The organism is Pseudomonas sp. IT-P218 (genome assembly GCF_949767605.1).
GTDB lineage: Bacteria > Pseudomonadota > Gammaproteobacteria > Pseudomonadales > Pseudomonadaceae > Aquipseudomonas > Aquipseudomonas putida_AE.
On the sequence record NZ_CATKQQ010000002.1, the window covers coordinates 68,821 to 88,126 of the forward strand.

Below are 19,306 nucleotides of genomic sequence, written 5' to 3' on the forward strand. Positions count from 1 at the left end.
AAAAACAAGAGGATCGGCCCTATGACTTGCCTTATCCACGCCAACCCCGAGCAGGAGCGCTGCCCATGCGCTCGGTGATCGGCTACGCGGTTTGCCTGGTGGTCGCCTTGACCATTGGCTACACCTTCTCCCCCAAATCCCCACCGCAAGCGGAACTGCTGGCCACGCGCCCGGACCGTGTGCAGATCAACGGCCTGCTCAATCTTGGCGCGCGCGTGGTCGCCGTGGGCGAGCGGGGCAGCGTCCTGCTCAGCGATGACCAGGGCGTCAGCTGGCAGCCTGCGAGCGTCGCCACCCAGCGCAACGCCACCCTGACCGCCGTGGTGGCACTGGACGACAAGCGCTTGCTGGCCGTCGGGCATGACGGCTGGATCCTGCGTTCCGAGGATGCCGGCAGCAACTGGCAGGAAATGCGCTACGACAGCGACCTGGGCGAACCGCTGCTGGGTATCTGGACCGGCGGTGGCGACAGCGTCATGGCGTTCGGCAGCTTCGGCAAGTTCTATCAATCGGCTGACGCCGGGAAGACCTGGACGCCGCAATCCCTGGACATCGACAACGCCCACCTCAACAGCATGGCCGGTGGCGACGATGGCCGGCGCATGCTGGTGGGCGAGCAGGGCCTGGTCCTGCGCACTACCGACGCCGGCCAGCACTGGCAGAGCTTGCCGGCGTTCTACAGCGGCTCGCTGTTCGGCATCGTGCGCTTGAGCGCGAAGGACTGGGTGACCTATGGCATGCGCGGGCACGTGTTCGTCAGCCACGACTTCGGCGATAGCTGGACCCAGGTCAAGGTCGGCAATCAACTGCCGTTGTATGGCCATGCATTGCTGCCCGACCAATCGGGCCTGGTGATCGTCGGTGCCGGCAGCTCGGTGGTGCGCCTGGATGCACAGGGTGCGCTGGTCGGCGTCGGACGCCTGGCCGGCCTCGGTACGTTGACCTCGGCGACGATGGTCGGCTCGCGGCTGCTGGTCGGTGGCGAGCGCGGCGTATTGCAGGGTTCAAGTGGCAGCGTCGCTGCCCTAGTGGCCACACAGGCCACCCAGTAAATGAGAGGCGGGGCAATGAATCAAGGTAAACACTGGGTGACGCGCTGCGTCGAAACGTGCGCGGACTACCTGATGGCCTGGCGCAAGGGACTGCTGTTGCTATTCGTTCTGGTAACGCTGGGCCTGGGCTACAGCGCCACCCACACGCAACTGGATCCGGGCTTCAACAAACAGATCCCGGTACGTCATGACTTCATGATCAACTTCCTCAAGTTCAGCCATTACTTCACCGGCGCCAACCGCTTCCTGGTGAGCGTACGCTGGAAGGGCGAGGGTGACATTTACAACACCGAGTACCTCGAGACCCTGCGCAAAGTCACCGACGACGTGTTTTTCATCTCCGGGGTCAGCCGCCCCAGTGTGACGTCGCTGTTCACCGCCAACGTGCGCTACATCGAAATCACCGAGGAAGGTTTCTTCGGCGACGTGGTGGTGCCACCGCGCTTCGCCGGCACCCCGGAGGACCTGGCGCAGGTGCGCAGCAACACCGCTGCCTCCGGACAGGTCGGTCGCCTGGTGGCCAACGACCTCAAGTCGGCCATGGTCCGCGCCGACCTGCAGGACATCGACCCCAAGACCGGCCAGCCGGTGTCCTATGTCGAGATCGCCAAGCGCCTGGAAGACATCCGAGCCAAATACAACAGCGCGGATATCGAGATCAACATCGTCGGCTTCGCCAAGCTGGTGGGGGATGTGGTCGAAGGGCTGAACACGGTGATCGGCTTCTTTGTGGTGGCCTTCGTCATTACCGGGTTGCTGCTGTGGCTGTATTCGCGCTCCCTGCGCCTGACGGTGGTGGCGCTGGTGGTGGCGTTGCTGCCGGTGGTCTGGTTGCTCGGCCTGTTGCCGCTGCTGGGCCTGGGTATCGATCCGATGTCGATCCTGGTGCCGTTCCTGATCTTCTCCATCGGCGTGTCCCATGCGGTGCAGATGACCAACGCCTGGAAGCAGGACGTGCTGGCCGGCAGTACATCGAAGGACGCGGCGCGATCGGCGTTCTGCAAGATCTTCATCCCCGGTTCCCTGGCCTTGCTGATGAACGCCCTGGGCTTCGCGGTGATCATGTTGATCGACATTCCCATCGTTCACGAACTGGGGGTGACGGCCTGCATCGGCGTGATGTTGATGATCATCACCAACAAACTGATGCTGCCGGTGATCATTTCGTACTTGCGCCTGGAACCTGCGCTGTTGCGTCGGGCGCAATCGCGTCCGGCGGGCAGGCACCGCCTGTGGTGGCGCCTGTCGGCGCTGGCCGAACCGGGGCCGGCCCTGGGGGTGTTTGTGGTCAGCCTGTTGCTGCTGGCGGCCGGGGCCTACAAGGCCCGCGACCTGGCGGTGGGCGACATTGGCGCCGGTGCGCCGGAGCTGCGGGCCGATTCGCGCTACAACCAGGACAACGCCAGGATCATCAGCAGCTACTCCATCGGGCTTGATGTGATGTCGGTGTTCGTCCAGGTCAATGGCGTCGAAGAAGGTTGCCTGTCGCCGGATGTGATGCGTGCGGTGGAAGCTTTCGATTTCCGCATGCGCACGGTCACCGGCGTGCAGTCGATCCAGAGTGTGGCGGACATGGGCAAGCGGGTGATCGCCGGCAATAACGAAGGCAACCCGCGCTGGGCGGCGATTCCGGGATCGCCCAGGGGCCTGAGCCAGGGCGCGCGGGCCTATATGCCGGATGACGGACTGGTTACCGACGGTTGCCAGCAGATGCAGATCCTGGTGTTCCTGGCCGATCACGAAGGCAGCACCGTCAGCCATGCGATCGCCGAAGCCAAGCGGATCATTGCCGAAGTCAGCTCGCCGCAAGTCGAATTCCTCCTGGCCGGCGGCAACGTCGGGGTGATGGCGGCCTCCAACGAGGCGGTCAAGCGCGCCGAAGTGATCATGCTCGGCGCATTATTCGGATCGGTGGCATTGTTTTGCTGGCTGACCTTCTTGTCGATCCGCGCGGTGCTGTGCATTCTGGTGCCGCTGGCGATTGTCGCGATCCTGTGCAACGCGCTGATGACAATGCTCGGGATCGGCCTGAAAGTCGCAACCTTGCCGGTGATGGCGTTGGGGGTGGGCGTGGGCGTCGACTACGGCATTTACCTGTACGAACGTATCCAGCACGAGATGCTGCGCGGCGCCAACCTGCGGGAGGCGTTCTACGAGGCCATGTGCCAACGCGGTACTGCGGCGGTGTTCACGGCCGTGACCATGTCGATCGGCGTCTGCACCTGGGCGTTCGCACCGCTGAAGTTTCAGGCCGACATGGGTGTGCTGTTGTCGTTCATGTTCCTGGTCAACGTGCTGGGAGCGATTTTCCTCCTGCCGGCATTGGCCGCCTGGTTCAATCGCGGGCGCCCACTGGTGACTGAACGGGTACACGCGCCTGCGCCGGCACAAGGGCAGTTCCGCCTGAAAAACAGCCCGGCGGCGCGTGATACCGCGCACGAAAAATAAACCTGCCGGACCTATTGTGGAGTCCGCAGGCGCTAGTGAAAACTGGCAGGCAAGTAGCAGTCGAGAGGGGGGAACCCAGGGTTCCCCCGGCCGAAATTATAAAAATAACAAGGGAAGGGCGCAGTCCTTACCCGAGCGAGATAAGACTATGCAGAACGCTGACTTGACCCATGAAGCCCTGGCCAGTCTTGGCCTCGACCTCGTGCGCTACAACCAGTTGGTGGGCGAAATCTACGAAGGCGCCCTCGATCCGAAACTGATGGCCACGGCCCTCAGGAGCTTTCTCAAACTCTACGATGCCAACTTCGTCACCCTGATCCTGCGGGTGCCGGATCAACCCGATGTCGGTGTGATGATCATCGTCGGCGACATCGAAGGTGCCGGCGATGTCTGCTACATGACCTACCCGCAAACCAATTCGCCTTTCTCCAATCAGCCGCTGGACCACGTATTCACCGTGGACGACATCATGAGTTCCTCACAGTGGGAGCAGAACGGCTACTTCAAGACATTCTGCGAGCCCCATGACGTGTACCACCTGATGCTGGCCGACATTTCAACCCCGGACGGGGGCAAGCTGCGCTTTCGCATAACCCGCCCGAAACGGGCTCCCAACTTCTCGGCCCATGACCGGGCAGTGTGCGCCAGTTTCCTGCCACACCTGAGGCGTGCCTCGCAGTTGCATAACCTGCTGGATCGCAGCGAATCGCTGAGTGAGTTGTACTCCCAGGCCATCAGCCGCTTATCGGTGGCGACCCTGGTGCTCGACGAGAGCGGCAGCGTGTTGCAGATCAACCCGGTGGCCCAGGAAATCCTGGCCCGCTCCGACGGCTTGAAACTGGTGGGCGGGCGCCTGGAAGCGACGTATCCCAGCGACAACCGTGAATTGCAGCGCCTGATTCGCGGCGCATTCTGCCCGGACGCGCCGAAAAGCGCCGAGGCCATGTCGGTAACGCGGCCGTCGGGGCTGGTCAACCTTGGCGTGGTGGTCGAATCGATTCCGTCCCTGGACTGGGCCGAGGAGAAGGGCCAGCCGGCGGCGCTGGTGTACATCCGCGATGCCTCGAGCAAATCCCTGGCCAGCGAAGTGGTGACCAAGCAGCTGTTCAACCTGACCAAGGCCGAAACCGCCCTGGCCATGGAGCTGGCCAACGGTTTGTCCCTTGAGGAAGCGGCCGAGGTCCTGAATATCCGCCGTAACACTGCGCGGGCGCACTTGCGCTCGATCTTCTCCAAGACCGGCGTGCGGCGCCAGACCGAACTGGTGCGCATCATGCTCAACAGCGTGGTGGCCTTGGGCAAGCCGCAACTGGCGTTGAAAATGACCGAGAAAATCAAGGTGCCCCCGCTGCAACTGGCCGTGCCGATCTATCGCCAGGCCTGAGCCTGCAGACCCGCCGCCGGGCCATCCTGCCCTGCGGCGCGGTCGTTGACGCCGCTTGATTTTAGTCCGCACGGACGATGCCGTCCCGTGATCGCCCTGTCGATACTGGGCGGACCCATCACGGAGAACCACCATGCCAATTACAGCCATCACCGGCAGTGCCTCGGGAATCGGCGCCGCCGTATCCGCCGCCCTGCGCGCCGCCGGCCACCAGGTCATCGGGATCGATCGCAGCAACGCCGAAGTCATCGCCGACCTGTCCACCGCCCAAGGGCGCGACGCCGCCATCGGGCAAGTGCTTGAACTCAGCGGCGGGGTCCTCGACGGGTTGGTCTGCTGCGCCGGCGTCGGTGTCACCGCGCCAAACTGCGGCCTGATTCTGGCGGTCAATTACTTCGGCGTCAGCCAGTTGCTCGACGGCCTGCAAGGGGCGTTGGCCAAGGGCCAACAACCGGCGGCGCTGGTGATCGGTTCCGTTGCGGCGACCCATTCGGGCCCCGACGGCCAACCGCAGATCGAAGCGATGATCGCTGGCGATGAGGCCCAGGCGCTGGTTTTGGCCAACACCCTCGGCCAGCCTCACGTCGCTTATGCCGCCTCCAAATATGCCATCAGCCAGCATGTGCGCAGCCTGGCGGTGAGCTGGGGAAAGCTGGGCCTGCGATTGAACGTGGTGGCGCCGGGCGCGGTAGAAACCCCGTTGCACCAGGCCTCGCTGGACGATGCCCGATTTGGCCAGGCGACCCGCGATTTCGTCGCGCCCCTGGGCCGCGCTGGGCACCCTGAAGAAATTGCCGCAGTGGTAGCCTTCCTGCAATCGCCCCAGGCATCTTTTGTCCATGGCAGCGTCGTGTTCGTCGACGGCGGCATGGACGCCATGGTCCGCGCCCCACGCTTCTAAAAAGGAACTTGCATGAACAAGGTGGCATTCATCACCGGCGCCAGCCGTGGCATCGGTCGCGAGGCGGCGCTGGCGTTCGCCCGCGCCGGTTTCGACCTGGCGATCAGCGCCCGTACCCTCAACGAGGGCGAACAACATGAGCATGCCCTGCGCGATGCCGCGGGAGCACCGCTGGCCGGTAGCCTCAACGGCACTGCCCAGACCTTGCGCGAGCTCGGTTGCCGGGTGCTCGTAGTGCCGATGGACCTGCTCGACAGCGATTCGGCGCTGCATGCCTGCCAGGCGGTGCTGGCCGAGTACGGGCGCATCGACGTGCTGATCAACAATGCGATCTACCAGGGCAGCGACCTCAACGCCGAGTTCATGGACCTGCAGGCCCAGACCCTGGAGCGGATGTTCAAGGGCTACATCCTCACCCCGTTCCTGCTGACCCGGGCGGTGGCCGAACACATGGTGACCCGCGGTGGCGGGGTGGTGATCAACGTCACCTCCGGCGCCGGCGAAAGCGACCCACCGGTGGCGGCGGGCAAGGGTGGCTGGGGTTACGCCTATGGCGCGGGCAAGGCGGCGGTGTCGCGGTTGTCCGGGGTATTGAGCACGGAACTGGGCGAGGCTGGCGTGCGCGCCTATACCCTCAATCCGGGCGTGGTGACCACCGAATCGCTCAAGGCCACCATCGGCGACAAGGGGCTGATTGCCTTACGCGCCGGCAGTGCGCCGCCCCATGTACCGGCGGCGGTGATGTTGTGGCTGGCTACAGACGAACAGGCACCGGGGTTTCAGCGGCGGACCATTGCGGCGCAGCCGTTTGCGTTGGAGCACGGCATCGTCGCCGATTGGCGTTGACGAAAGCGGTGTGCCAGTCGCCCTGGAGGGTGACTGGCATGGCCTCTTCGCGAGCAAGCCCGCTCCCACAGGAGGTTTGTGTCGTGCGCCGCGAATCAAATGTGGGAGCGGGCTTGCTCGCGAAAGCGGTGGATCTGCCAGCAGGGTCTTATGCCTGCCGCCGCTGCCGGGCCAGGGTCATGGCGGTGTCCTCGATCATGTCCTCCTGACCGCCGACCATGCCGCGGCGACCCATTTCAACGAGGATCTCCCGGGCCGACACGCCGTACTTCTTCTCGGCGCGCTTGGCGAACAGCAGGAACGAACCGTAGACCCCGGCGTAACCCATGGTCAGGGCATCGCGGTCGCTGCGGATCGGGAAGTCCATGATCGGCACCACCAGGTCTTCGGCCACGTCCTGGATACCGAACACACTGACGCCGGTGTCGATGCCCATGCGGTCACATACCGCCACCAGCACTTCCATCGGCGTGTTGCCGGCACCGGCACCGAGGCCCGCGCAGGCGGCGTCGATGCGGTTGGCCCCGGCGGCGATCGCGGCGATGGAGTTGGACACGCCCATCGACAGATTGTGGTGGCCATGGAAACCGATCTCGGTTTCCGGCTTGAGGGCCGCGCGCATCGCCGCCACACGGGCGCTGACGTCGTGGGGCAGCAGGTAACCCGCCGAGTCGGTCAGGTAGATGCAGTTGGCGCCGTAGCTTTCCATCAGCAAGCCCTGCTTGACCAGGCCTTCAGGGTTGTTCATGTGGGCCATCATCAGGAAGCCGACAGTGTCCATGCCCAGGCCGCGGGCGTGGGAAATGTGCTGCTCGCTGACGTCAGCCTCGGTGCAATGGGTGGCCACGCGAATGGTGTTGACCCCCAATTCATGGGCCATTTTCAGGTGATCGACGGTGCCGATCCCCGGCAGCAGCAGGGCAGAGACCTTGGCCTTTTTCATCAGCGGGATCACCGCCGACAGATACTCCTCGTCAGTGTGGGCCGGGAAACCGTAGTTCACCGAACTGCCGCCCAGGCCGTCGCCGTGGGTGACTTCGATCAGCGGAACGCCGGCATCGTCGAGGCCGCAGGCGATCTCTTTCATCTGTTGCAGGCTGATCTGGTGGCGCTTGGGGTGCATGCCGTCGCGCAGGCACATGTCGTGAACGGTGATGCTTTTGCCGCGAAGATCCATGGTCGGCTCCTTATGCGTGGGCGGGTTGGACGGTGGCTTGCAACACCAGCTCGCCCTTGAGGATTTCCTCGGCGAACATCTCGGCGGTGCGCGCCGCGGCGGCGGTCATGATGTCGAGGTTGCCGGCGTACTTGGGCAGGTAGTCACCCAGGCCTTCGACCTCCATGAAGATCGACACCCGGTTGCCTTCAAACACCGGGCCGTTGACCAACTTGTAGCCGGGCACGTAGCGCTGCACTTGCACGATCATGGCCTCGATGGCGGCGGTGATCGCCGGCTGGTCGGGTTCGCTCTCGGTCAGGCAATGCACGGTGTCGCGCATTATCAGCGGCGGCTCGGCGGGGTTGATGATGATGATCGCCTTGCCTTTCTTCGCGCCGCCGACTTTCTCCACGGCGCTTGAGGTGGTGCGGGTGAATTCGTCGATGTTTTTCCGGGTGCCGGGGCCGACCGATTTCGACGCGGCGGTGGCGATGATCTCGGCGTACTCCACCGGCTGCACGCTGGACACCGCGGCCACCAAAGGAATGGTGGCCTGGCCACCGCAAGTGACCATGTTGACGTTCATCACGCCCAGGCCCAGTTGCGCCTTGAGGTTGACCGGTGGCACGCAGTACGGGCCGATGGCTGCCGGGGTCAGGTCAATCATCAACACGCCCAGGGCATTGAGCTTGCGCGAGTTCTGCGCGTGCACGTAGGCCGAGGTGGCATCGAAGGCGATCTGGATCTGGTCTTCGAGGACATGGGGCAGCAGGCCGTCGACCCCGTCGGCGGTGGTTTTCAGGCCCAGCTCGCGGGCCCGTGCCAGGCCTTCGGAGGTGGCGTCGATGCCGACCATCCACACCGGCTCCAGCACCTCGCTGCGCATCAGTTTGTACAACAGGTCGGTGCCGATGTTGCCCGGCCCGATCAGCGCGCATTTGATCTTCTTGCTCATGTTTTTCTGGCTCCTGGAAAGGGAAGGGCGATCACGGGACAAAGCGCAGGCTGGCTTCGCCGAGCCCGGTCATGGACAGGCTGATATGGTCGCCGGCGACCACAGGCACCAGCGGCGCCAGGGCACCGGACAGAATGATTTCGCCACGGCGGAACGGGATGCCCAGCTCGCCCAGGGTATTGGCCAGCCAGGCCACTGCCGCGCAGGGATGACCCTGCACCGCCGAGCCCAGGCCGGAACCCGCCGGTTGGCCGTTCTTGCTCATTTGCATGTGCACGGCAGCGAGGTCCAGCGAGCGCGGGTCGATGTGCTGGCTGCCGAGGGCGAACACGCCGCAGGAGGCGTTGTCGGCGACGGTGTCCTGAATGCGGATCTGCCAGTCGTCGATCCGCGAATCGACAATCTCGAAGCACGGCACGACCCATTGGCTGGCGGCCAGCACGTCTTCGGCGCTGATGCCCGGGCCTTGCAGGTCTTCACCGAGGATGAAGGCGATTTCGCCTTCGGCCCGCGGCTGGATCAGGTTGTAGAGGGCCAGGCTGACATCGCAGCCGTCCTCGACCTGCATGGCGTTGGTGAGGAAGCCGAAATCCGGTTGGTGGACATCGAGCATTTCCTGCACGGCGCGGCTGGTGACCCCGATTTTCTTGCCGATCACTTGCTCGCCGAGGGCTTCGCGGCGTTGCAGGAAGTGCAGGGAAATCCGGTAGGCCTGCTCCAGGGTGATCTGCGGATAACGGCGGGTCAGGGGGGCCAGCGTCTGCCGGCTGCGCAGGGCGTTGAACAGTTCGTCACCGAGCGCGGTGATCAAATGGGCGTCCATGGCGAGGGCTCCAGTGGGGTGGGAGAAAAAAAAGGCCCGCCCCGACATCATCAGGGGCGAGCCCAAAGGAGTGGTTCAGCCGGGCCACGCCGACGAGTCGGCACCGCCATCGACATCGATGATCTTGCCGGTCACCCAGGCCGAAGCGGGGCTGGCCAGGTACAGCGCGGCGGCGGCGATGTCCTGCGGGGTGCCCAGGCATTTGAGCGGGGTGTTGGCTTCCATGGCCTCGCGCATGGCGGTGGGCATCACGCCGTTCAGTGCTTCGGTGAGGGTCGGGCCGGGGGCGACGGCGTTGACGCGGATCTGCGGCGCGAAGTCCTGGGCCAGCAAGCGGGTCAAGTGGCTGAGGGCCGCCTTGGCTGTACCGTAGGCGCTGAAATGGCGTTGGGCATAACGCGCCGCCACCGAGCTGATATTGATGATGTTGCCGCCACCGGCCTCGCGCATCAGCGGCACGCACAACTGGCAGAAGTCGTAGCTGGTGGTCACGTTGAAATTCAGCACCTGGGCGAACTGCTCAGGGGTCATTGCCAGCGGATCGTTGGGACCGCCGCCGCCTGCGTTGTTGACCAGATGCGTGATGCGGCCCATTTGCTCGACGCTGTGGCGCACCAGTGCCTGGCGTTGCCCGGCATCGTTGACGTCACAGGCGATGGCCAGCGCGCGCCGGCCCAGGCCGCGAACCTCCTCGGCCACGGCCTCTACCTCGTCCAGCGAACGCGCCGAGCACACCACATCGGCGCCGGCTTCGGCATACGCCAGGGCAATCGCCCGCCCGATACCCCGGCCGCTGCCGGTGACGATGGCGACGCTGCCGTGCATCTGGAAACGCTGCAAAATACTCATGGGCCCTTGCTCCGTGGGGTCGATTGTCGATGGATTGAATATCGCCGCAACGGCCGTGGCCAGCATCGTCTCAATGGACTAGCGGGCGGTGTGTGCATATCCATTCCTGCGGTAACGGCCACCCAGGGTTTCGCCCTTTGTAGGAGCGAGCTTGCTCGCGATGGAGGTTAACGATGACGCGGGCAGCCTGACACCCCGCGGTGTTCTCAGGTTTTTCGCGAGCAAGCTCGCTCCTACAAGTGACCCGCCGTCAGGGCGCAACCATGAGCCGTCGTTACCGAAGAAACGGATATACCCGCCAAACCCCGATACCCAACCCCACCCCTAGTCCGCTTTGACGATGAAGGATTACCCGCTCGATCCGATGATCCGTCTCAACTCGCGCAGTGGCGCAGTGAGATCGGGAGAATTGAGTGATGCACAGCATGCGAGAAAAGACCCAGGACGAACATGATCTGCTGGAACGTGCACGCAGCCTGGTGCCGGCACTCAAGGCGCGCACGGCGCAGGCCGACAAGGACTTGAAGGTGCCGGTGGAGAGCGTCCTCGAGTTGCAGTCCGCCGGCTTGTTGCGGGCCTTGCAGCCAAGGGCGTTCGGCGGTTATGAAGTGGATCCGCGGACCTTCTTCGAAATCCAGACCATCCTCGCCGAGGGTTGCATGTCCACGGCGTGGATCTACGGCGTGATGGGGGTTCACCCCTGGCAACTGGCGCGTTACCCGATCGAAGCGCAGCGCGAAGTCTGGGCCGATGACCACAATGCGCTGATCTGCTCGACCTACATGCCGGCGGCCAAGGTCACGGTGGTTGAAGGTGGTTACCGCATCAGCGGGCGCTGGGGTTTCTCCAGCGGCAGCGAACACTGCCAATGGGTGTTCCTGGGGGGCATCCTGCCGCCCGATGGCGACATGCCCGCCGAGCACGGCACCTTCCTGCTGCCGCTCAGCGACTATCAGATCGAACGCAACTGGGACGTGCTGGGCCTGCGCGGCACCGGCAGCCATGACATCGTGGTCGAGGATGTATTCGTCCCGGCCCATCGCGTGCAACGCACCAACAACTGCACCCTCGAAGCGACTCCCGGGCGTCTGGTCAACACCAATCCGATCTACGCGATCCCGTTCGCCCAGGTGTTCTCCCGCGCCGTCTCGACCTCGGCCCTCGGTGCCCTGCAGGGCGCGATCAACGAGTTCCGAGACAACGCCGCCAAACACATCGGCAAGCACGGCGCCCGGACCGCTGACGATCCGGTGGCGCAAACCGCCGTGGCCGAAGCGATGATCACCGTCGACAGCCTGCGCCTGGTGCTCGAGCGAAACTATGACCACCTGATGAGTCTGGCACGTGCCGGCGAGTACCCGGACACCGAGACCCGCCTGCTGTATCGCTACCAGTCGGCCTATGTGACCAACATCTGCGCCGAACGGGCCAACGACCTGCTGCGCAGCATGGCCGCCTCCGGCCTGTACAACACAAACCCGGTGGCGCGGCTGTTCCGCGACCTGCACCAGGCCCGCGGGCACATCGCCAACAACTACATGGCCTACGGGCGCAGCTACGGCGCGGTGCTGCTCGGCCTACCCAACCCGGACCCTTACGTCTGAGGCCATGGCGAGCGTTTCGACACCCCTGGTTTACACCTGTCCGTGCTGCACGGCCAGGTGGTCATGAGTAGCTGACCTATGAACAATTATCTTGCCCTGCGCGTGGCCCGCGTGATCGAGGAAACCGCCGATGCGCGTTCCCTGGTGTTCGACGTGCCGGAGCACCTGGGCGAACGTTTTCGCTATCAACCAGGCCAGTTCCTGACCTTGCGCGTGCCTTTCGAGGACGGCTGGCTGCCCCGTTGTTATTCATTGTCCAGCACGCCGTTGCTGGATGAGCCGTTGCGGGTAACGGTCAAGCGCGTGCACGAGGGCCGCGCCTCGAACTGGCTGTGCGGCGAGTTGCAGGCCGGCCAGACCCTGGAGGTGCTGCCACCGGCCGGGGTGTTCGTGCCGCGCAGTCTCGACGGCGACTTGCTGCTGTTTGGCGGCGGCAGTGGCGTGACCCCGGTGCTGTCGATCCTGCGTTCGGCGTTGCTCGCGGGAACTGGTCGGGTGCTGCTGATCTATGCCAACCGCGATGAGTCCTCGGTGATTTTCAAGGACGAACTCCGCCAGCTGGCCAGCGCTCATCCGCAACGCCTGCAGATCGTCCATTGGCTCGATTCGGTGCAGGGCATCCCGAGCGTCGGGCAACTGGCGGAGCTGGCGCGGCCGTTCATCGATGCTCAGGCATTCATCTGTGGCCCTGGCCCGTTCATGGACGCGGCGGTCAGCGCGCTCAAGGGCCTGGGCATGCCGGATCGCCGGGTGCACGTCGAGCGCTTTGTCTCGCTGCCCGGTGAAGGCGAGCTGCCGCTGGCGACCAGCAGCGAAGCGGCCGTGGCCGCGCAATTGGCGGTGCGCCTGGACGGAGAAGACCACCAACTGGCCTGCGACAGCGGCGAGACCGTGCTGGCCGCCATGGAGCGTGCCGGCCTAAACCCGCCCAGCGCCTGCCGAGTCGGTGGCTGCGCCTCGTGCATGTGCACCCTGGTAAGCGGCGAGGTCGAGCTGCTGCACAACGATGCACTGGACGCGGGCGACCTGGCCGAAGGCTGGATCCTGGCCTGCCAGGCGGTGCCCACCAGCGCGCAACTGCGTATCCGCTTTCCCGATTGATGCCTTCAATTATGCCCAGCGCGAGCCCACGATGAATCAGAGCCTGAACCTTGCCGCGCCCCTGAGCGCCGCCCCTGCCACCCTTGCCCAATTGGTCTTCAGCAGTGCCGAACGTTTTGCCGGGCGCACGGCCATCGAGGACAACGGCCAATGCATCGACTACGCCGAGCTGCCCGAGCGCGTCATGGGCTTTGCCCGGGGTTTGCTGGCCCTGGGCATCCAGGCCGGCGACCGGATTGGCATCTGGGCGCCGAACAGCGGCGACTGGATCCTCGCGGCGCTGGGCATCCAGTGCGCCGGGGCGGTGCTGGTACCGATCAACACGCGCATGAAGGGCCTTGAGGCCGCCGATGTGCTGGAGCGCAGCGGCTGCCGAGTATTGTTTGTCCAGCAGCGTTTTCTCGACGTGGACTACCCGGCGTTGCTCGCGCCCCATCGGCCGGCCAGCCTCGAACACCTGGTGCTGCTCGATGGCGACACCCCCGGGTTGCCTTCGGACCTGAGCCTTGCCCAGTTCCTGCTCGGCGCGGCGACCATCGATGCAGACAGCGCCAGGCGCCGGGCCATGGAGATCAAGCCCGAGGCCATGTGCGACCTGTTGTTCACCTCCGGCACCACCGGCAAACCCAAGGGCGTGATGAGCGGCCATGGCCAGAACCTGCGGGCCTTCACCGAATACGTCAAGGTCATCGGCCTGCTGCCGGAAGATCGCTACCTGATCGTCAACCCGTTCTTCCATGCGTTCGGCTACAAGGCCGGCTGGCTGACCTGCCTGATCGGCGGAGCGGCCATCCTGCCCCATGCGGTGTTCGACGCCGAGCAGGTGTTCCAGCGCATCGCCCGAGAACGCATCAGCGTGCTGCCCGGTGCTCCGACCCTGTATCTCTCGCTGCTGGCCCATCCGCAGCTGCAGCAGACCGACCTGTCGAGCCTGCGCATCGCGGTGACCGGTTCGGCGAGCATCCCGCCGAGCCTGATCGAGCGCATGCGCAACGAGCTGGGGTTCGCCGTGGTGACCACCGCCTACGGCCTGACCGAATGCGGCGGGCTGGCGACGATATGCGATCCCCAAGACTCGGCGAAGGTTATTGCCGGCACCAGCGGACGGCCGATCGCCGGCACCGAAGTGAGCATCCGCGACCCGCACAACCAGGTGCTGGAGGCCGGGCAGACCGGCGAGATCTGCCTGCGCGGGTTCCACATCATGCAGGGTTATTTCCAGAACCCCGAAGCGACCCGCGAAGCCATCGACGCCGAAGGCTGGCTGCATACCGGCGACGTCGGGCGACTGGACGAGGCGGGCAATCTGATCATCACCGACCGCCTCAAGGACATGTACATCGTCGGCGGCTTCAACTGCTACCCGGCGGAAATCGAAGCCGCGCTGATCAGACACCCGGCCATTGCCCAGGTGGCGGTGATCGGCATCGCCGATGAGCGCATGGGCGAGGTCGGCTGTGCCTGTGTGGTGCTGCGTGAAGGGCGGCAACTCGACGAGGCGCAACTGATCGCCTGGAGCCGGGAGCAAATGGCCAATTACAAGGTGCCGCGCCAGGTGCGTTTCTTCGACGCCTTGCCACTTAATCCGTCGAGCAAGGTGGCGAAGAACGAACTGCGCGCGGCGCTGGCCAACAGCGTTCCGGCGTAAGGCGCAGCCATCTCGCCAACACGAAAAAAACAACAACAAAAGGAGAGGAGCATGTTCACGGGAAATACTGTCGCGCGCCATTCGCGGAACCTGAGCGGTGGCCGCTGCCTGTTGGCAACGGCCATCACCATCGCCAGCGCCACGGCCAGCGCCGCACCGAGTATCGAACTGGGGGAGAACACCACCCTGGATTCGTCGCTGACGGTCAACTACACCGCCTCCATGCGCACTGCCAAGCAGGCCAGTCAATACCTCAACGACCCGAACAACGACGACGGCACACGCAACTTCAAGCGCGGCTCGCTGATCAACAACCGCCTGAGCCTGTTCGGCGAGTTGCAACTTCGGCACGACAACCTGGGGGCGGTGCTGCGCGGCAGTCAGTTCTACGACGATGTCTACAACCAGAAGAATGCCAACGACTCGCCGGAAACGGTGAACAAGACCGGCCACAACGACGGCTTCAGCGACGAGACCCGGCGCATGAGCGGCAGCGCGGCGCGACTGCTCGATGCGTATGTGTACGGCAACTTCGAGCTCGGCGAGACCCAGTACCTGTCGCTCAAGGCCGGGCGGCACCTGGTGGCCTGGGGCGAGAGCCTGTTCTGGGCCAACATCAGCCAGGGCCAGGCCCCGGTGGATGCGACCAAGTTCAACGTGCCGGGCACCGAGGCCAAGGACTCGTACCTGCCCGTGGGGCAGGTGTCCGGATCATGGTCGCTGAATGAAGACCTGGCGCTGGTGGGCTACTACCAGTACGAGTGGGAAAAGACCCAGCTCAATCCAGTGGGCGATTATTTCGGCAGCGACACCTTCGGTCCCGGCGCCGAGTTTTTCCGTCTGGGTGCCGGCCAGGTCGACCGTCTGCCCAACGGCCTGGCAGTCGGCTACGCCGGTGAGAAAGACGCCAAGGACAGCGGCCAATGGGGCCTGGGTGTGCGCTACCGGATCACCGAGAACACCGAAGTCGGGCTGTTTCATTACCGCTATAACGAGCGCGTCGGCTCGCTGTTCTTCGACTTCACCGGCACCACCCAATACTCCTCGCTCAAGGGCATCGGGCATGACGGCACTGCGCCGTCCTATCGCCTGGGCTACTTCGAAGACGTCAAGCTGACGGGTGTCAGCTTCAGCTCCAAGGTCGGCGATTCGGTGCAGTACGCCGGTGACCTGAGCTATCGCGATGGCGCCTCGGTCTACCTCAACAATGGCGCGCCGACCACTGGGCAGATCTGGCAGGGCAACCTCAACGCCTCGTACATCCTCGGCCCCAGCCTGCTCGCCCAGCAGACCACCTTCATGGGTGAAGTGGTGCATCAACACATCGACGGAGTGGACAGCCTGACGATCACCGGCGGCGGAGTCGGCGTGGATGGCACCTTCGACCAGTTCGAATCGAAGACCCAGACCCGTGGCTCGACCCTGCTGGGCGTCGGCGCCTACATGGACTACCCGTCCATCGCCACGGGCCTGGACCTGAACACCAAGGTAGTGTGGACGCAGAACGTCGACGGCAGCGCCTACCAGGGCCTGGGGCGCGACGAGAAGCGCCTGACCGTGGGTGGCGACTTCAAGTACCTGGGCAACTTCCAGGTCGGCATGACCTATGTCGCCTACCTGAGCTCGCCGGACGTCGCCCAGGGCCGCTTGCTGGCCGACCGCGACTACCTGTCGTTCAACGCCAAGTACACCTTCTGATGATCATGGCTGCGTCGCGATCCGGTGCCGCAGTCGTTCGCTTTTAGCCTGATAACAATAAAGAGAGGCCTGTCATGAATCCTCGTCCGACGCCATCACCGTTCAGCCCGATCGCAATTGGTCCGTTGACCCTGAAAAACCGTTTCATCAAGGCCGCCACCAACGAGGGCATGAGTGCCCAGGGCGTGCCGTCCAAACAACTGGTCAAGCTGCACTCGGCCCTGGTCGCAGGCGGCACCGCCCTGACCACTGTGGCCTATTGCGCGGTGAGCAGCGATGGTCGCACCTTGCCCAACCAGTTGACCCTCAGCCAATCCAGCCTGCCGCACTTCAAGGCCCTGACCGACGGGGTGCATCAGGCCGGTGGCCTGGCCAGCGCACAGATCACCCATGGTGGTTGCTTCACCTTCATCCGCGAACGCTCGACCAAGCGCCCACTGTCAGCCAGCGGCGGCTTCAACAAGATCGGCTTGATGAGCGGCATGTTCCTCAAGCAGGCGATGAACGAAGACGACATGCGACAAGTGGTGCGCGACTTCGCCCAAGGCGCACGCCTGGCGCGTCAGGCGGGTTTCGATGCCGTGGAGATCCACATGGGCCACGGCTACCTGCTCAGTCAGTTCATTTCGCCGATGTATAACAAGCGTCGCGACCAATACGGCGGCAACCTGGAAAACCGCCTGCGCTTTCCGCGTCGGGTGTTGCGAGCGGTGCTGGATGCAGTCGGCAAGGAGATGGCGGTCATCTGCAAATACAGCGTGACCGAAGGCGTGCGCGCCGGTAACAGCGCCGAAGACGGCGCGCAGATCGCACGCATGCTGGAAGAGGAGGGCGCGCACCTGCTGGTGCTCAGCGCGGGGATGAATGCCGAGTCGATCACCACCATGTTCGGTTCCTCCTTCCCCAAGGAAAACCGCGTGCAGCAGAAGAACAAGATCATCGCCCTGGCCATGGCTATCCAGCGTCGCAAGGAGCCGACCGTGGAATTCCGCGAGCTGTATCTGCTGGAACATGCACGCAAGGTACGTGCGGCGGTGAAAATGCCGTTGGCCTATCTGGGCGGTGCCAAGAGCCTGGCGAGCATCGAGAAAATCATGGCCGAGGGATTTGACCTGGTCGCCATGGGTCGGGTATTGCTGGCCGAAAACGACTACGTCAACAAACTCGCCACTGGCGCCAGCCGCGACTCGATCTGCACCGCCTGCAACCGCTGCGTGGCCATGATGTATACCCCCGGCGGCACCTCCTGCGTACTGGGTAAGCCCGGCGACGCAGTGTTGAACAGCCAGAAGGCGGCAGGGTAACAGATACACCAGGGTTTGGTTTGCCTGTGGGAGCCGGCTTGCTGGCGATGCGATGGTGGCCGTTACGCCGTCATCGCTGGCAAGCCAGCTCCCACAGGTTTTGCGGGGGTATGTTGGGTTCGTGGTGTGACTCACATCTGTAGGAACCGGCTTGCTGGCGATGCGGTGGTGGCCGTTATGCCGTCATCGCTGGCAAGCCAGCTCCTACAGGATTGCGGGTGTACGCGGATTGTTGGCGGTACGAAAATCTGTAGGAGCCGGCTTGCTGGCGATGCGGTGGTGGCCGTTACGCCGTCATCGCTGGCAAGCCAGCTCCTACAGGTTTTGCGGGGGTATGTTGGGTTCGTGGTGTGACACACATCTGTAGGAGCCGGCTTGCTGGCGATGCGGTGGTGGCCGTTATGCCGTCATCGCTGGCAAGCCAGCTCCTACAGGTTTTGTGGGGGTATGTTGGGTTTGTGGTGTGACACACATCTGTAGGAGCCCGCTTGCCGGCGATGGCGGTGGTGACGCTTATGCCACCATCGCTGGCAAGCCTCGCACAACGCGTCGCCGGTTCAACCGTGCTGCAGAAACTCAATGCAGCTACGGTTGAACAATTCCCGATGCTCCACCTGAACCCAATGCCCACACCGGTTGAGCACGATGAACCGCGCATTCGGTGCGCCGTCGATGATGCGCTGGGCGCCACTGATTGGGTTGAAGTGGTCGTTGCTGCCCCAGAAGCCAAGGATCGGGCACTGGATCTCGCCCAGGCGCGCTTCCATGTTCGGCACCATCATCGTGCTGAACAGGTTCTTCGGCTGTGTCACCGCCACCGCCACGCGTTCCTGCAGCAGGCTTTCCGGCAGGATCGACGCATCGAACAACTGCAAGCTCATCATGCTGCGCATCTCCTCCATGCCGATGGGGCCGGCGCTGAACAGGCTGACCATGCGCACGATGCCCTCCATCTTGAAGTAGGTCTCGCGCTCCTCGACACCACCCGGTGCCAGCAGGATCAGGCTCTGGGCAAGTTGTGGAAGGCGCAGGGCCAGGCCCAAGGCGATTGCGCCGCCCAGCGAATTGCCCAGCAGCGTGCAACGCCGCACACCGACGGACTCCAAAAACGCCGCCACGCAGTCGACGAAGAAGTCCAGGTTGTACTGCACGTCCTCGGGTTTGTCCGAACGGCCGAAACCCGGCAGGTCGAGCACGATATTGCGATAGCCGGCAGCGACCAATTGCGGGTAGTTGCCCTTGAAGTTGCTGAAGCCACTGGCGCCCGGCCCGCTGCCGTGCAGCCACAGCACCACGGGGCCGGCGCCCTCATCCAGATAGTGCAGGCGCAGGCCGTTGGGCAGGGTCGCGTAATGGCCGACGGGCAGGGGCAGGTCTACGGGTTGGTTCATGGGGTTCTCCATTGTCTGCGGATTCATGAGGCACAACCGCACCAGGCGCTGCGGCAGATTGCTGCAGTGAATTGAAGGGGAATACAGCGCCTGGCGTGGTGCGCGCTAGCGAATGCTGGGCGCTGACGCCGTCATTTACATCG

The 19,306-nt window shown here is 64.2% G+C and carries 15 protein-coding genes; 10 read left to right on the forward strand and 5 right to left on the reverse strand.

What is annotated here, in order from left to right; translation table 11 throughout:
* Positions 1–65 precede the first annotated feature (65 nt).
* From ACM6I6_RS01280 to ACM6I6_RS01300, 5 genes are all read left to right on the forward strand, one after another.
* Positions 66–1,052: a WD40/YVTN/BNR-like repeat-containing protein gene (locus tag ACM6I6_RS01280; RefSeq protein ID WP_274074670.1), complete on the forward strand. Its 987-nt coding sequence runs from the start codon at positions 66–68 to the stop codon at positions 1,050–1,052.
* Between the two features lie 15 nt (positions 1,053–1,067).
* Positions 1,068–3,500: an efflux RND transporter permease subunit gene (locus ACM6I6_RS01285; protein ID WP_274074671.1), complete on the forward strand. Its 2,433-nt coding sequence runs from the start codon at positions 1,068–1,070 to the stop codon at positions 3,498–3,500.
* Positions 3,501–3,648: 148 nt separating this feature from the next.
* Positions 3,649–4,884, forward strand: coding sequence for a helix-turn-helix transcriptional regulator (locus tag ACM6I6_RS01290; protein WP_274074672.1), 1,236 nt, complete (start codon positions 3,649–3,651; stop codon positions 4,882–4,884).
* Positions 4,885–5,017: 133 nt separating this feature from the next.
* Entirely contained in the window at positions 5,018–5,785 is a 768-nt protein-coding gene (locus ACM6I6_RS01295) for an SDR family oxidoreductase (protein WP_274074673.1), read from the forward strand.
* A 12-nt stretch (positions 5,786–5,797) separates the two neighbouring features.
* Positions 5,798–6,631 (forward strand): SDR family NAD(P)-dependent oxidoreductase, encoded by an 834-nt coding sequence (locus ACM6I6_RS01300; RefSeq protein WP_274074674.1) that lies wholly within the window; start codon positions 5,798–5,800, stop codon positions 6,629–6,631.
* 148 nt (positions 6,632–6,779) lie between these two features.
* On the opposite strand, the gene dmpG is transcribed toward ACM6I6_RS01300, so the two are convergent.
* From dmpG to ACM6I6_RS01320, 4 genes are all read right to left on the reverse strand, one after another.
* Positions 6,780–7,808 carry a 4-hydroxy-2-oxovalerate aldolase gene (gene dmpG / locus ACM6I6_RS01305; protein WP_274074675.1) on the reverse strand — a complete coding sequence of 343 codons (1,029 nt, stop codon included), beginning with the start codon at positions 7,806–7,808 and terminating at the stop codon, positions 6,780–6,782.
* A 10-nt stretch (positions 7,809–7,818) separates the two neighbouring features.
* Positions 7,819–8,745, reverse strand: a complete 927-nt coding sequence (locus tag ACM6I6_RS01310; protein WP_274074676.1) for an acetaldehyde dehydrogenase (acetylating) — start codon at positions 8,743–8,745, stop codon at positions 7,819–7,821.
* A gap of 31 nt (positions 8,746–8,776) precedes the next feature.
* Entirely contained in the window at positions 8,777–9,568 is a 792-nt protein-coding gene (locus tag ACM6I6_RS01315) for a fumarylacetoacetate hydrolase family protein (protein WP_274074677.1), read from the reverse strand.
* Positions 9,569–9,643: 75 nt separating this feature from the next.
* On the reverse strand, positions 9,644–10,417 hold the full coding sequence (locus ACM6I6_RS01320) for a glucose 1-dehydrogenase (protein ID WP_274074678.1): 774 nt from the start codon (positions 10,415–10,417) through the stop codon (positions 9,644–9,646).
* Between the two features lie 416 nt (positions 10,418–10,833).
* Here ACM6I6_RS01320 and ACM6I6_RS01325 point away from each other — a divergent pair, with 416 nt between their 5' ends.
* From ACM6I6_RS01325 to ACM6I6_RS01345, 5 genes are all read left to right on the forward strand, one after another.
* The gene (locus tag ACM6I6_RS01325) at positions 10,834–12,021 is read left to right on the forward strand and encodes an acyl-CoA dehydrogenase family protein (RefSeq protein ID WP_274074679.1); all 1,188 of its coding nucleotides are present in this window, start codon (positions 10,834–10,836) and stop codon (positions 12,019–12,021) included.
* 78 nt (positions 12,022–12,099) lie between these two features.
* The gene (locus tag ACM6I6_RS01330) at positions 12,100–13,122 is read left to right on the forward strand and encodes a ferredoxin--NADP reductase (protein ID WP_274074680.1); all 1,023 of its coding nucleotides are present in this window, start codon (positions 12,100–12,102) and stop codon (positions 13,120–13,122) included.
* A 31-nt stretch (positions 13,123–13,153) separates the two neighbouring features.
* Positions 13,154–14,770 carry a FadD3 family acyl-CoA ligase gene (locus ACM6I6_RS01335; RefSeq protein ID WP_274074681.1) on the forward strand — a complete coding sequence of 539 codons (1,617 nt, stop codon included), beginning with the start codon at positions 13,154–13,156 and terminating at the stop codon, positions 14,768–14,770.
* Positions 14,771–14,821: 51 nt separating this feature from the next.
* Positions 14,822–16,468, forward strand: a complete 1,647-nt coding sequence (locus ACM6I6_RS01340) for a DUF1302 domain-containing protein (RefSeq protein WP_274074682.1) — start codon at positions 14,822–14,824, stop codon at positions 16,466–16,468.
* Between the two features lie 74 nt (positions 16,469–16,542).
* Positions 16,543–17,772, forward strand: a complete 1,230-nt coding sequence (locus ACM6I6_RS01345) for an NADH:flavin oxidoreductase (RefSeq protein WP_274074683.1) — start codon at positions 16,543–16,545, stop codon at positions 17,770–17,772.
* A 557-nt stretch (positions 17,773–18,329) separates the two neighbouring features.
* On the opposite strand, the gene ACM6I6_RS01350 is transcribed toward ACM6I6_RS01345, so the two are convergent.
* Positions 18,330–19,163 carry an alpha/beta fold hydrolase gene (locus ACM6I6_RS01350; RefSeq protein ID WP_274074684.1) on the reverse strand — a complete coding sequence of 278 codons (834 nt, stop codon included), beginning with the start codon at positions 19,161–19,163 and terminating at the stop codon, positions 18,330–18,332.
* Positions 19,164–19,306 lie beyond the last annotated feature (143 nt).